A 12,896-nucleotide genomic window follows, 5' to 3' on the forward strand; every position below is an offset into this window, starting at 1 on the left:
GACACGATGCGCCGGTGCCGCCACCGACGCCTAGTCTCCCGCCAGGTCGCGCTTTTTGAGCTTTTCGATCAGCGTCGTGCGCTTGATGCCAAGCAGCTCGGCCGCCTGGTTCTTTACGCCGCCGGCCTTTTCCAGGGCTTCGAGGAGGAGCTTTTCCTCCATGACGTCGAAGAATTCCTTAAGCCCCATGCCCTGTTCCACCATATCACCCAGGCGCGGCCAGCGAAAGCCCGCCGGCACGGTCACCACAGGCACCACCGGCGGGACCACCCCGGCGTTGTCGAGAATCTTGCGCGGCAGGTCGCAAACAGCGATCTCGTCGTGCTCGCACAGGATCGACAACCGCTCCATGAAATTTTCCAGCTCCCGCACATTGCCCGGCCAGGGATAGGACAGGATCATGGCACGGGCTTCGTCGGTAAAGGTCAGGGTGGTCCGTTTTTTCTGCTGGCAGAAACGACGCAGGAAATGATCGGCCAGAAGCAGGATGTCCTCCCCCCGGTCACGCAGCGGCGGCAGATGCAGGGGGATGACGTTCAGGCGGTAATACAGGTCCTCGCGGAAACGGCCGGCCTCGACCTCGACTTCCAGGTCGCGGTTGGTGGCGGCCACGATGCGCACATCGGCCTTGAGCGTCTTGCCGCCGCCCACGCGCTCGAATTCCTTTTCCTGGAGGGCCCGCAGGATCTTCACCTGAAGGCTCAAGTCCATTTCCCCGATTTCGTCGAGAAAGATGGTGCCGCCCTCGGCCAGCTCGAAGCGGCCCTGGCGTGAACGCACGGCCGAAGTGAAGGCCCCCTTTTCGTGGCCGAAAAGTTCGGATTCAAGGAGTTCGCGGGGGATGGCCCCGCAGTTGACCGGAACGAACGGCTTACCGACCCGCCTGCTGTTGTTGTGCAGGGCGCGCACGAGCAGTTCCTTGCCCGTACCCGACTCGCCGGTGACCAGCACCGTGCTGTCGGTGGGCGCGACTTTGGCGAGTATGCGTATGACTTCGCCCAGGCAGGGACTCTGGCCCACCATGCCGGAAAGGTTCAGTTCCATCTGGCCTCCGGAAAAAAGGCCGCATTCCTGGCGGCTTTCCATTTCCTATAGCGTCGGGGCAGCACAGTCAATTTCCTGACGGAAAAAGACACCAAAAAATACGCGGCAATGGCGGGTGAAAAGAGAACATGCGAGATTATTGGCATGACGCCTGAGAGGAAACGTCCTGGAAAGCCCCCCCCACGCAGCCGGCGGTTTGGCGCGCCGCGTTGCGCATGGCAGGCGGCAACGGAAGCGAATCGTATCGGGAAAAGGGCCAGACGGCTGCCCAGGCGCGGCCCGGGGATCACACGCGAAGGTCGAGCAGTGTGCCGGCCATGTCGTCGGCGGTGCGGATCACGGCCACATTGGCCTCGAAGGCGCGCGAATCCTGGATCATGTTGACGTTTTGACGGACCAGGTCGACGTTGCTCATTTCCACCATGTCCATTTGGGGCTCGTACACGCCGGCCTGGTTTTCGGCGGCAACGGTTTCCGCGCGAAGAGCGCCGGCGGAAGTATCCTCGACGATGGAGGACACCTGCGTTCCCTGGCCGTCCGGGCCCGTGGACAAACGGGCATCCTGGGACTTGTAGCCGTCGGTATTGACGTTGGCCACGTTGTTGGCCGTAACGGCCATGGACGTGGACAAGGCTCCGAGAGCCGACTGGGCGGCGGATATGGCGTCTGTCATGGCCTGCCTCCGGGGAAATCGTTCCCGACCTTTCTCACGATAAAGCAGCCCCGGCCCCTTGGCAAGGAGCGTGCGGTTGCCGGAGCGCAAAGGCCATGCTACAGCCCGGACATGCGCCTTTTTGCTTCCGCCTGCCTGCTTTGCGCCTGTCTGGTCCCGCTTTGGGGATGCAAGGAACCGCAACAGCTCAAACGCTACGTCAACAAACAGTATCTCTTCAGCTTCGTACCGCCCCGGGGCTGGGAAGTCACAGCCGGGCAAACGCCGTCCTGCCTGACCTCGGTCACGGCGAAAAACGGGGAATGCAGCTTCTACGTGTGCGTCAGCGAACGCCCCGATGATTTCCTGCCCACCGCCTCGGACTTCGCCAACTGCGAGCTGGTCAAGGCCTACGTCGCGGACAAGCTCAAGGGCTACAACGTCATGTGCCGGCCGTCGCTGTTACAAGGCAGACGGGCCTACGACGCCATCTACCTGCGCAACGTGGCCGACGAGAAGGGCGTGGTGCGCTACCAGCTCGTGCGCCAGACGTTCCTGGCCCGGGGCAAGCTGCTCTATACCCTCACGAATTATGTATTCGGCAACTCGGAAGCGGAACTTAAGGCCGCCGTCTCGCCCTGCAACGCCGACATCCTGCGCTCGGAAGGCACCTTCTTCCTGCACCAACCGCCGTCGAGGGAAAAATAGAGGAGAGAAGCCCTCTGGGGGGAAACCTTTCTTGCAGAAAGGTTTTCCCCCCAGACCCCCTTTCCAAAGACTTTTAATAAAATAAAATTGTTATAGCGAGATCTGTACCCGTTAAAGACTTTAGGAAGGGGAGAGCGCGAGAGGGGAGAACCCTTTTTAAAGGGTTTCCCCTCTCGCATCTTCCTTTTTCTCCTCGTTCGCCTTCAAATTGGCTTCCAGCACTTCGCCGAGTTGTTCGATGGTATGCGGCTTGGCCAGGTAGTCGTTCATGCCCAGGCGCAGGAACCGTTCCCGGTCCTTTTCGCTGGCGTAGGCGGTGAGCGCCACGATAGGGATGCGTTTGGCCAGCCCCGGCACCTCGCCGTTTCGAATGTGGTGGGCGCATTCGATGCCGTCCATGACCGGCATCTGGATGTCCATGAGGATGATGTCGGCCTTGTCCCTGGCCAGCGTCGCCAGGGCCTCCTGGCCGTTGGCCGCCTCCAGCACCTTGTAGCCGAGCCGGGCGAGCGTGCGGCCGGTGGTCAGCCGGTTGATGCGCTCGTCCTCGACCAGGAGCACCGTGTACTCGCCCGGATGGAACACCGCGTCCTCGCTGGCATAGACCACCGAAGCGTCCCGGCATTCGTAGTCCGGCAGGGCGAAGGGAATGGTGAAATAAAACGTGCTGCCCCGGCCGGGCGCGCTTTTGACCCAGATGCGCCCGCCGAGCATCTCGACCAGATGGCGCGCGATGGAAAGCCCGAGCCCCGCCCCGCTCAGCCGCTTGGTCAGATAGTGCTCGGCCAGCTCGAAATCCTCGAAAATCCTGTCCTGCAAATCCTTGGCGATACCGATGCCGGTGTCGCGGACCATAAAAAGCAGGTTGCGGTAGTTGGGAGCGAACGCGATGCGGCTGGTGGAGATCAGCTTCACCCGGATGTCGATGCGCCCCTGCATCGTGCACTTGAGCGCATTGTCGACCAGGTTGGACAGGATCTGGCGCAGCCGGAAAACGTCGCCGACCAGCCGTCGGGGGATACGGGGGTCGACGCGCGCGGCGAAATCGATGTTTTTGACCTTGGCCCGTACGGAATAGTTCCGGGCCAGATTCTCCATGAGTCCCCGCACGTCGCAGCGCGAAAGCACCGGCTCGATGGCCGCCGCGTCGATGTCGGCCAGTTCCAGCACGTTGTTGACGATGGCCAGCAGCCGCTTTCCCGAATCCGCGACAATGCCCCACAGCTCGGCCTGCTCTTCCTCGCCGCTGCCTTGTTGGGCCAGCTGGGTCGCGCCCATGATGCCGTTGAGAGGCGTCCGCAGCTCATGTGTGATGTTGCCGAGAAACTGCGACTTGGCCTGGCTGGCCGAAAAAGCCAGTTCCCGTTCCCGGCGCAGCTGCGCCTCGGTCTCTTTGAGCATCGTGATGTCCCGGGAATAGCTGGCCATAAATATCACCCGGCCCTGGTCGTCGGCGATGGGGCACAGGCTCAGCAGGAAGTAGCGGTCCTCCTGGCGCTCCTCGTAGGAAACGAGCGTGCCCTTCTCCACCGACTCCTGCAGGTGCTTGCGGCGCGCCGCGGCCTGGGCGTCGGACATGAACTTGAAAAGGCTCGTCCCGACCAGGGCATCGACGGGATGGCCGCGCCGCCGGGCCGCTTCCTCATTGAGCACGAGGATGTTGCCGTCGAGGTCGGACAGAATGATGGAATCGTGGGTGGCGTTTAAAAGCGCCTTGAAGATGGCCTGGTTTTCCGAGAGCAGGTGCTGGGCCATGACAAGCTTGGTCACGTCCTCGCGAATGAAAATGGCACCGGTCACCTTGCCGGCATCGCAAAGGGGAATGCCCCGGATGTTCTGATAGGCCGACTGGCCACCGCTGCATTCGTCGGTGTAGAGGCTTTCCAGATGGATGGGATTTCCGGCCAGCACGGCCTTGATGTCCTCGACGATGCCGGCGGACACGATACCGGGCAGTTCCTGCAGCTTGCGGCCGAGGAAAAACTCCCGGCCGCGCTTGCCCCGGGCGAAATTGGCCAGATGCCAGTCGTTGACGAAGAGGATGGTCCCCGCGGCGTCCACGGTCATGATGGACACCGGGGCGAACTGCAAAATCCTCTCGCATTCGGTCAGGGGCAAACCGGGGAGCGCCATGGGGTTACCCATACCCGGGCCTCCCCCGCCCGGCAAGGCCATCCGGGGGCCAAGCGCCGGGGTATGCCCCGATTTTTTTCAAAATCGCACTCTTTCTGGCCCAAACCGGGACGAACCAAGGTACCGGAGCCGTCTTTCGAACCAGGAAAGCCGGGGCAGCGAGAGCTATAAGGAAACCTATTCCCGAGAAAGAGGCATCATGCCCCGTTTCCAGGCGCGTTCACGCCCTCGATGCCGGCAAACGCGCTGTGGTTGTGGATGGACTCGAAGCTCTCCACGTCCACCTGGTACCAGGTGACCTTGGGGTGCGCGGCCAGGGCGCGGGCCGCCCGCCGGGCCACGTCCTCGACAAAGGTCGGGTTGGCGAAGGCCTGCTCGGTGACGTGCTTTTCGTCCTCACGCTTTAAAAGCGCGTAGACCGGCGAGGACCCGGCCGCCTCGGCCAGCTCGATGAGCTCCTCCAGCCACACGAAGCCCGAAAACCGGCAACGAAGCGTCACCAAGGCCCGCTGGCTGTGCGCCCCCTGGTCGGAGATGGCCAACGAACACGGGCACACCGTCATCACCGGCACGGACACGGTCAGCGTCTGGCGAAACTTGTCCCCCGCGAACTCCCCGGACAACTGGCAGGCGTAATCCATGAGCGAACTCGCCCCGGACGCCGGCGAGGCCTTGGCCAGGAAATACGGGAAGCGCAGGGTCAGATGGGCGTTTTCCGCCTCCAGCCGCGAACGCACGTCCGTAAGCAGGGTGCGGAAGGACACCAGGTCCAGCTCGCCGGCAAAGCCCGAAAGCGCCTCGACGAACCGGCTCATGTGCGTGCCCTTGAACCGCGCCGGTAAATCCACCGACAGCTCCACCTCGGCCACGGTATGCTGGCGGCCCTTGGCCCGGTCGCGCACCACCAAGGGCAGCTTGAAATTCTTGATGCCGACCCGGTCCACGGCAATGGCCACATCCGGCGGTCCGCTCTGTATATCGCGCATGGATTACTATGCCTCCGGCGTCCAGGGGAGGCGCCGCCTCCCCTGGACCCTTCCGACAGGGGCGCTGCCCCTGCACCCCGCCGGGAGGCCGAGGGCCCCCCGGATCCCCCTGGAAAGATTAAAGGGACGGGAAATCGTCAATACTGTGCGGTGACGGCAGTGTAAAGTGGAAGGAACATCTTCTATGAAAGGGGGCTCGGGGGGAATTATTCCCCCCGATGGGGAGGGTGTGGGAGGAGCAACGCCCCTCCCACACTCTTCGCTCCTACACGATCTCCTGGCCGGTGGTGGCCAGGGTGAGCTTGCCGTATTTGACGCCCCGGGTGGAGATGAGGCGTTGGGAGAGTTTTTGCACGGCCTCGCCGGCTCCCTTCAGGGCCAGGGCTTCCAGGCAGTTGTGGTGGTCGATGTGCACATGCATGGTGCAAAGGATCACCTCGTGGGCCTCGTGCTGGATCTCGATGAGCCGCTGGGCGAGATCCGAGGTATGGTGGTCGTAGACCAGGGTGAGCACGCCGGCCACTTCCATGTCGGTCTGTTCCCATTCCTTCTGGACCAGAACGCCCCGGATCAGGTCGCGGATGGCTTCGGAACGGGTCTGGTAGCTTTTCTCGTCGCAAAGCGCGTCGAACTTCTCAAGCAACTCGGAATTGAGCGACACGCCGAAGCGAATCGTCTGGCCCATGTTCCTCCCCCTTTTACAGACTGATCTCGTAAAGGCTCACCGTGGAGCGGTACGTGGAAAAGGACACCGATTCCTCGTGCGCCTTGACGACGGTAAAGCCGTCGCCGGAAAGACGCTCCCACACCGGCTCCGACACCTGCCGCCAGGGCTGGGACAGCCAGATACGGCCGCCCGGAGCCAGAAGCTCCCGGAAAAGCGAAACCAGGGGCGCGTAAAACCGGGTCTCGTACAAAATGTCGCTGCCCCATATCCGCTCGAAGCTCCCGGCCGTAAAACAGGGCCTGCGCCAGTCCATGACGGCCAGATCCAGGCCCAGGCCGTTTTGCCCGGCGTTGCGGGCGGCATGGGCGATGGCGGCCTCCTCGTAATCCACGGCCACGACGCGCCCGCCGACGGCCGCCCCGGCCAGGGCCGACAGCCCCATGCCGCAGCCGAGGTCCAGGCAGCGCCTGCCCGCGATCTCGTCCTGCCGTACCGCCAGCCAGGCGGTCAAAAGCAGGCTCGCCGGCCATATTTCGGCCCAGTACGGCATGCGCTCGTCCGTGCCGAAACCGTCCCGGCCCAGGGACTCCCATAGCGCGTCCATATCCTGGTCACGGCGCAGATCAAAATCGTAACCGGCGATGGAAAGCCGCAACTGGTTGCCGCACCAGTCCGGTGGGGTCGAATTGGCGGCCAAAAGCGGCATGGCAGCATAATTAGCGGACACACAAGACTCCATAGCGGACCATTCGTGCAATTGACCGTATCAACTGTGTTACCGCGAAAGCCCCGCCAGCGCAACCGGGCCCGGTGACGACGATTATTCGCTGACACAGCCGCGCCGGTCGGCCCCATGTCTTGCCCCAGGCTGCGCAAAGGGGTATTCGAAGCCAGCCCGCCAACCTTGCCACGGCGGGCCAAGCAGCACACGTCATGGAGGGACACGCGCCATGTTAAAGGACCTGCTCTACACCAAGACCCACGAGTGGGTACGGGTCGAGGATGAAATCGCGGTGATCGGCATCACCGACTTCGCCCAGGAACAGCTCGGCGACATCACGTATGTGGAGCTTCCCGCCGTGGGCACCGAGCTCGAACCCGGCCAGGAGATGGGTTCCGTGGAATCCGTCAAGGCGGCCAGCGAGCTTTACAGCCCGGTAGCCGGTGAAGTCATCGAAATCAATGGAGAGCTTGACGCCAATCCGGAGAAGATCAACGCCGATCCCTTCGGCGAAGGCTGGATGCTCCGGGTGCACCTGTCGGCCGAGCCGGCGGGCCTGCTTTCGCCCGAGGAATACGAGGAAATTTCCAAGGCCGAGCACTGATCGCGGGAGAAGGACATGCCCTACGTCCCCCATACGCCTGAAGAAGTCCGGGAAATGCTGGCTGTTGTCGGCGCCCGCGACGTTGCCGAACTTTTCGCCGAGATTCCGCCGGCTTTGCGGCCCAAACGGTTCGACCTGCCCCGGGGCGGGACGGAGATGGCCGTTCGCGCGACCATGGAACGTCTGGCCGCCAAGAACCGGACCGACATGACGAGCTTTCTCGGCGGCGGCTTTTACGACCACTACGTGCCCGCCGCGTCGGACCTGCTCCTCTCGCGCGGGGAATTCTACACCGCTTATACGCCCTACCAGCCCGAGGCCTCCCAGGGCACGCTGCAGGCCATCTTCGAATACCAGACCGCCGTCACCCGGCTGCTCGGCATGGAATGCGCCAATGCCGGGGGCTACGACGGCGGCACGGCGCTGTACGAGGCGCTGATGATGGCCGTGCGCCACACCAAGCGCAAAAAGGCCGTGGTCAGCGAGACGGTGAGCCCCATCTACCGCATCGTGCTGGCCACCTACACCAAAAACCTCCATCTCGAGCTCGTCACCGTGCCCCACAAGGACGGCGGCGACGACATGGACGGGCTGGCCGAGGCCATCGACGACCGGACCGCGGCGGTGGTGGTGCAAAACCCCAACTTCTTCGGCCAGGTCCAGGACTTCACCGAGCTTTTCGCCAAGGCGGCGGCGGCCGGAGCCGTGTCCATCATGTCCTGCTATCCGGTGCTCCAGACCGTGCTCAAAACCCCGGGGGCCATGGGCGCGGACATCGCCACGGCCGAGGGACAGAGCCTGGGGCTGCCGCTGTCTTTCGGCGGCCCGTACCTCGGCATCATGACCTGCAGGAAGTCGCTGGTGCGCCAGATGCCCGGCCGCATCGCCGGCCGCACCAGGGACGCCGCCGGCCGCACCGGCTACGTTTTGACCCTGCAAGCCCGCGAACAGCACATCAGGCGGCAGAAGGCCACCTCCAACATCTGCTCCAACCAGGCCTTGTGCGCCCTGCGCGCGCTCATAAACCTGTGTCTGGCCGGCGAGGAGGGACTCACGCGCCAGGCGGCGCTGTCCATCGAAAACGCCCACTATGCCGCCATGAAGCTCGAAGCCCTCCCCGGCGTGCGGCTTATTAACGACGCCCCCTTCGGCAACGAGTTCGCCGCCATGCTGCCGGTCAACGCCAAGCTCGCGGCCCGCACGCTCATGGACGACGGCATCATCCCGGGCTTTCCGCTGGGCCGCTACTACAAGGGCCTGGGAAACGCGCTCCTTATCTGCTGCACCGAAAAGCACGAGCGCTCCGAAATCGACCGTCTGGCCAGACGGCTGGGGAAAATCCTATGAGCACCGTATTTTCCAAATCCCGCCCCGGCCGGGAAGGTGTGTGGCCGGAAAAGCCCAAGACCGAGCCCATCGACTTTCTGCCCGGCGGGCTTCTGCGCGAGGGCTCGCCCCGGCTGCCGTCGCTGTCCGAACTCGACGTGGTGCGCCACTTCACCGAGCTTTCGCGCAAGAACTACGGCGTGGACGGCAATTTCTATCCCCTGGGGTCGTGCACCATGAAGTACAACCCCAAGTTCACCGAGGAAGTGGCCGCCCTGCCCGGCTTCGCCCGGCTCCATCCGCTGACGCCCCAGCTGCCCGGCGGCGGCGACATGACCGCGGGCGCCCTTGAGGTCATGTACGAGATGGAGCGGTTTCTGTGCGAGATCACGGGCATGGACGCCTTCACCCTGCACCCCATGGCCGGAGCCCACGGCGAGCTGACCGGGGCGCTCATGATCGCGGCCTACCACGCCGACAAAGGCAACAAAAAGACCAAGATCATCTGCCCGGACTCGGCCCACGGCACCAACCCCGCCTCGGCCCATATCGCCGGCTTCGAGGTGGTGTCCATCGCCTCGAAAGACGGCATCATCGACCCCGAAGCCCTGGCCGCGGCCATCGACGACGAAACCGCCGGCGTGATGATGACCGTGCCCAACACGCTCGGGCTGTTCGAGCGCCACCTGCCCGAGATCGTGGCCCTTTGCCGCAAGGTGGATGCGCTGCTCTACTACGACGGGGCCAACCTCAACGCCATCCTCGGCAAGCTGCGGGTGGGCGACGCCGGCTTCGACGTGGTCCACGTCAACCTGCACAAGACCTTTGCCACGCCCCACGGCGGCGGCGGCCCGGGCTCGGGGCCGGTCGGCGTGTCGCAACGGCTCATTCCCTATCTGCCCATCTCCCGGGTCACGCGCGACGAGGCCGGCCGCTATTCCTTAAGCTACGACCATCCCAAGTCCATCGGCTACGTGGCCCCGTTTTACGGCAATTTCGGCATCGTGCTGCGCGCCTATGCCTACATCCTGCGCCTGGGCCGCGAAGGGCTGACCAGGGTGTCGGAAGCGGCGGTGCTGGCGGCAAACTATCTGCGCAAGCGCCTGGCCGACGTCATCGAGGTGCCCTACGACCGCACCTGTATGCACGAATTCGTGGTCTCGGCCGCCAGACTCGCGACCGAAAAAAACGTGCGCGCCCTGGATATCGCCAAGGCACTGCTGGATAAAGGCTACCACGCGCCGACCATCTACTTTCCGCTCATCATCAAGGAAGCGCTCATGATCGAGCCGACCGAGACCGAGAGCAAGGACACCCTCGACGCCTTCGTGGCCGATCTGTGCGACATCCTGGCCCTGGCCGAAACAGACCCCGAAGCGGTGCGGGCCTGCCCCACCACGCTGCCCGTGGGCCGTCTGGACGAGACCCACGCAGCCCGGGCCATGGAGATCACCGATGACCTCTAGCCAAGCCAAACGCCTTGTCGTGGTCGGCGCCGGGCCCGGCGGCTACGACGCCGCCCTGACCGGCGCGGCGGCCGGGCTGGCCGTGACCCTGGTCGAGCGCGGCAAGCTCGGCGGCACCTGCCTCAACTGGGGCTGCATCCCGACCAAGCATCTTTTGGCCACGACCCAGGCCGTGGCCGCCCTGGCCGATCAGGCCAAACAGAAGCTGGTGGCCGGCGAGGTCCGGCCGGACCTGGCCGCCATCCAGGCCAAGAAGAAAAAACTCCTTTCCGCCACCCACTCGGCCATGGCCAAACGCCTGGAAGCGGCCGGAGTGCGGCTGGTGACCGGCAACCTCGCCGGCCTCAAGCCAAACGTCGCCCATGTTGCCGCCGGCGGCAAAACCGAAGACATCCCCTTCGACGCGCTGATCCTGGCCCTCGGCTCGCGCGCCGCCGCCTTTCCCGGCGTCAAGCCCGACGGCAAGGCCGTGCTCGGCGTGGCTCCGGTGCTCGATTTCACCGAAGCCCCGGAAAGCCTCATCATCATCGGCGGCGGGGCCATTGGCATCGAGATTTCCGAAATCTACCACCGGCTCGGCACCAAGGTGACCCTGGTCGACGCGGCCCCGCGCCTGGCCCCGGCCGAGGACCCGGACGTGTCCAAGGTCGTTTCCCAGGTCATGCGCCGCAAAGGCATCGACGCCCGGGCCGGGGTCAAGGTGGAAAGCCTGGTCACGGACGAGGCCGGTCTGGCCCGCATGACCCTTGCCGGCGGCGAGGTCGTCACCGCCGCCAAGGCGCTGGTGGCCATCGGCCGCTTCGCCCCCACCGCCGTGCCGGGGCTGGCGGAGCTTGGCGCGACCTTCGCCAACCCCTCGCCCAACCGGGCCTTTATCGCCACCGACGAAACCCTGCAAACCGCGCCCGGCATCTATGCCGTGGGCGACTGCAACGGCCGGGTGCTGCTGGCCCACGCCGCCTCCAGCCAGGGAACCTACGCCGCCCGCCACGCCGCCGGCCTCGAATCCGGCCCCTACGCGCCCGGCCCCATCCCCGGCTGCTATTACGGCGCCCCCGAGATCATGCGCGTGGGAGCAATCGCACAGCCCGGCGACACGATTTCCGAAGCCCCCTTCGTGGCCAACCCCATGGCCCAGGCCTACGCCGACACGGCCGGGTTCGCCCGCGTCACCTGGAAGGACGGCAAGGTGGCGGGGCTCACCGCCGTGGGGCACGGCGCGTCCACCATGGGCACCCTGGCCACGGCCATCGTGTCCCAGGGCTGGACCCGCGCCCAATGCGAGGCGCTCGTCTTCCCCCACCCCGGCCTGGACGAGACCCTGCGCGCGGCGCTGTTGGGCGAAATAAAGGAAAAGGCCTGAAGAGCGGGGGGAAACGTCTTGAAAGAAGTTTCCCCCCGCGCCCCCCTTCAAGAACTTTCAAAGGGGCAGCCATTCAATAAAGCTGGATAGAAGAGCCTCAAAAGTATTGGGAGATGCCATGATGCAACACAGATTCACCAGACGTCATCTCCTGCGCGCCGGCCTTGTCGGCGCTTGCGCCTGCCTGTTCCCCTGGCGGGCGCTGGCCGCCGCCACGGTGAAGCCGAATTTCTACGTCGCCAACCGCGACAAGCTGCTGGCGGATTTCCGGGGCGTGTGCGCCGGGGCCGAACACTGGCTCGCCGCCCGCACCGCCGAACCCACGGCCAAGGCCATCGCCGCCGACGCCGAGCGCCGCTACGACCGCCTGCTTCCCGGCATGCCGGAAATCGGCGGCACGGCCAACCGCAACCAGCCCTTTCTCATCATGGCCGGCTGGCTCACGGCGCTCACCCAGGCCATGGGCGAAAAAGGCATGCCCGCCAAGGACGCCGGCCGGCTCCTCTACGACCTCGACGCCGCCGACTGGACCGCCGTGCCCCCCCAGAAAGCCAAGGCCATGGGCGCGGCGCTTTTCTCGCCCGCCTACTTCGCATCGCTCAAGGAATGGGCCGCCGCCAGCCAGAAACGCCAATATCCCGGCGACTGGGTCGGCAAGGCCATCCCCGGCGACGGCAAGACCTTCGACCTCGGCTACGACTACACCCAGTGCGGCGTGGTCCTCTATTTCAAAGCCCAGGGCGTGGCCGAAGTCGCCCCCTACTTCTGCCTCAACGACTTCCTGGCCTCACGCGCCCAGGGAACAGGCCTCGAACGCAAACACACCCTGGCCCAGGGCGACGCGCTGTGCGATTTTCGTTACAAACACGGCCGCGCCGTCACCCAGAACTGGGACACCGAAGTGCCGCGTTTTCTCAGCAACAAGCCGGCTTAGGCAGAAGAGGCGGGGGCTCTGCCCCCGTGCCCCCGCCGGGAGGCCACGGGCCCCCCGGTCCCCCCGATTTGGCTTTGGCCGGGTGGAGGCTGGGTTGGCTGGCGGTCGGGCGGAGGTATGGAAGATGGATGCGGCCTTTGTCGGGGCGATGCCGCCGCTTCGCGGCAGGCGCATCCCGACAAAGGCCGCATCCACCACGCCGTCGCCCCTGCGGGGCGAAAGGTAAGGCAACAGCTCTATAACCCATCACCCCTTTAAAGTTTTTCGGGAGGGTGGGGGTCCGGGGGAGGGA

The 12,896-nt window shown here is 64.8% G+C and carries 12 protein-coding genes; 6 read left to right on the forward strand and 6 right to left on the reverse strand.

Annotated elements, in window-relative coordinates; all coding sequences use genetic code 11:
• Positions 1-30 precede the first annotated feature (30 nt).
• Positions 31-1,044: a sigma-54 interaction domain-containing protein gene (locus ACMZ6R_RS08445; RefSeq protein WP_416110483.1), complete on the reverse strand. Its 1,014-nt coding sequence runs from the start codon at positions 1,042-1,044 to the stop codon at positions 31-33.
• 286 nt (positions 1,045-1,330) lie between these two features.
• Complete coding sequence (locus ACMZ6R_RS08450; RefSeq protein ID WP_416110484.1) at positions 1,331-1,717, reverse strand: flagellar basal body rod protein FlgC; 387 nt, start codon at positions 1,715-1,717, stop codon at positions 1,331-1,333.
• 111 nt (positions 1,718-1,828) lie between these two features.
• Here ACMZ6R_RS08450 and ACMZ6R_RS08455 point away from each other — a divergent pair, with 111 nt between their 5' ends.
• Positions 1,829-2,404: a hypothetical protein gene (locus tag ACMZ6R_RS08455; RefSeq protein ID WP_416110485.1), complete on the forward strand. Its 576-nt coding sequence runs from the start codon at positions 1,829-1,831 to the stop codon at positions 2,402-2,404.
• Positions 2,405-2,560: 156 nt separating this feature from the next.
• Here ACMZ6R_RS08455 and ACMZ6R_RS08460 read toward each other — a convergent pair whose 3' ends face one another.
• From ACMZ6R_RS08460 to ACMZ6R_RS08475, 4 genes are all read right to left on the reverse strand, one after another.
• Positions 2,561-4,549: an ATP-binding protein gene (locus ACMZ6R_RS08460; RefSeq protein ID WP_416110486.1), complete on the reverse strand. Its 1,989-nt coding sequence runs from the start codon at positions 4,547-4,549 to the stop codon at positions 2,561-2,563.
• A 185-nt stretch (positions 4,550-4,734) separates the two neighbouring features.
• The gene (folE2, locus tag ACMZ6R_RS08465; RefSeq protein WP_416110487.1) at positions 4,735-5,523 is read right to left on the reverse strand and encodes a GTP cyclohydrolase FolE2; all 789 of its coding nucleotides are present in this window, start codon (positions 5,521-5,523) and stop codon (positions 4,735-4,737) included.
• A gap of 265 nt (positions 5,524-5,788) precedes the next feature.
• Positions 5,789-6,208, reverse strand: a complete 420-nt coding sequence (gene nikR / locus ACMZ6R_RS08470; RefSeq protein ID WP_416110488.1) for a nickel-responsive transcriptional regulator NikR — start codon at positions 6,206-6,208, stop codon at positions 5,789-5,791.
• A 13-nt stretch (positions 6,209-6,221) separates the two neighbouring features.
• The gene (locus ACMZ6R_RS08475) at positions 6,222-6,917 is read right to left on the reverse strand and encodes a class I SAM-dependent methyltransferase (protein ID WP_416110489.1); all 696 of its coding nucleotides are present in this window, start codon (positions 6,915-6,917) and stop codon (positions 6,222-6,224) included.
• Positions 6,918-7,140: 223 nt separating this feature from the next.
• On the opposite strand from ACMZ6R_RS08475, the gene gcvH reads away from it, so the two are divergent.
• The 5 genes from gcvH to ACMZ6R_RS08500 all read left to right on the forward strand — a co-directional run bounded on the left by gcvH (position 7,141) and on the right by ACMZ6R_RS08500 (position 12,604).
• A complete protein-coding gene (gene gcvH / locus ACMZ6R_RS08480; RefSeq protein ID WP_416110490.1) occupies positions 7,141-7,515 on the forward strand; it encodes a glycine cleavage system protein GcvH in 375 nt (124 codons plus the stop codon).
• Between the two features lie 15 nt (positions 7,516-7,530).
• Complete coding sequence (gene gcvPA, locus ACMZ6R_RS08485; RefSeq protein ID WP_416110491.1) at positions 7,531-8,862, forward strand: aminomethyl-transferring glycine dehydrogenase subunit GcvPA; 1,332 nt, start codon at positions 7,531-7,533, stop codon at positions 8,860-8,862.
• Positions 8,859-10,307, forward strand: a complete 1,449-nt coding sequence (gene gcvPB / locus ACMZ6R_RS08490; RefSeq protein WP_416110492.1) for an aminomethyl-transferring glycine dehydrogenase subunit GcvPB — start codon at positions 8,859-8,861, stop codon at positions 10,305-10,307. Before gcvPA ends, gcvPB begins: the two co-directional genes overlap by 4 nt.
• The gene (locus ACMZ6R_RS08495) at positions 10,297-11,670 is read left to right on the forward strand and encodes an FAD-dependent oxidoreductase (RefSeq protein WP_416110493.1); all 1,374 of its coding nucleotides are present in this window, start codon (positions 10,297-10,299) and stop codon (positions 11,668-11,670) included. Before gcvPB ends, ACMZ6R_RS08495 begins: the two co-directional genes overlap by 11 nt.
• A gap of 118 nt (positions 11,671-11,788) precedes the next feature.
• Entirely contained in the window at positions 11,789-12,604 is an 816-nt protein-coding gene (locus ACMZ6R_RS08500) for an L-2-amino-thiazoline-4-carboxylic acid hydrolase (RefSeq protein WP_416110494.1), read from the forward strand.
• Positions 12,605-12,896 lie beyond the last annotated feature (292 nt).

The sequence above is a fragment of the Solidesulfovibrio sp. C21 genome (assembly GCF_047785625.1).
Taxonomy (GTDB): domain Bacteria; phylum Desulfobacterota; class Desulfovibrionia; order Desulfovibrionales; family Desulfovibrionaceae; genus Solidesulfovibrio.

Bases quoted from the DNA above. Each gene is read 5' to 3' on its own strand.
- ACMZ6R_RS08455 (WP_416110485.1), top strand. From the start codon at position 1,829: ATGCGCCTTTTTGCTTCCGCCTGCCTGCTTTGCGCCTGTCTGGTCCCG.
- nikR (WP_416110488.1), bottom strand. From the start codon at position 6,208: ATGGGCCAGACGATTCGCTTCGGCGTGTCGCTCAATTCCGAGTTGCTT.
- gcvPB (WP_416110492.1), top strand. From the start codon at position 8,859: ATGAGCACCGTATTTTCCAAATCCCGCCCCGGCCGGGAAGGTGTGTGG.
- ACMZ6R_RS08495 (WP_416110493.1), top strand. From the start codon at position 10,297: ATGACCTCTAGCCAAGCCAAACGCCTTGTCGTGGTCGGCGCCGGGCCC.
- gcvH (WP_416110490.1), top strand. From the start codon at position 7,141: ATGTTAAAGGACCTGCTCTACACCAAGACCCACGAGTGGGTACGGGTC.
- ACMZ6R_RS08500 (WP_416110494.1), top strand. From the start codon at position 11,789: ATGATGCAACACAGATTCACCAGACGTCATCTCCTGCGCGCCGGCCTT.
- ACMZ6R_RS08450 (WP_416110484.1), bottom strand. From the start codon at position 1,717: ATGACAGACGCCATATCCGCCGCCCAGTCGGCTCTCGGAGCCTTGTCC.
- folE2 (WP_416110487.1), bottom strand. From the start codon at position 5,523: ATGCGCGATATACAGAGCGGACCGCCGGATGTGGCCATTGCCGTGGAC.
- gcvPA (WP_416110491.1), top strand. From the start codon at position 7,531: ATGCCCTACGTCCCCCATACGCCTGAAGAAGTCCGGGAAATGCTGGCT.
- ACMZ6R_RS08445 (WP_416110483.1), bottom strand. From the start codon at position 1,044: ATGGAACTGAACCTTTCCGGCATGGTGGGCCAGAGTCCCTGCCTGGGC.
- ACMZ6R_RS08460 (WP_416110486.1), bottom strand. From the start codon at position 4,549: ATGGGTAACCCCATGGCGCTCCCCGGTTTGCCCCTGACCGAATGCGAG.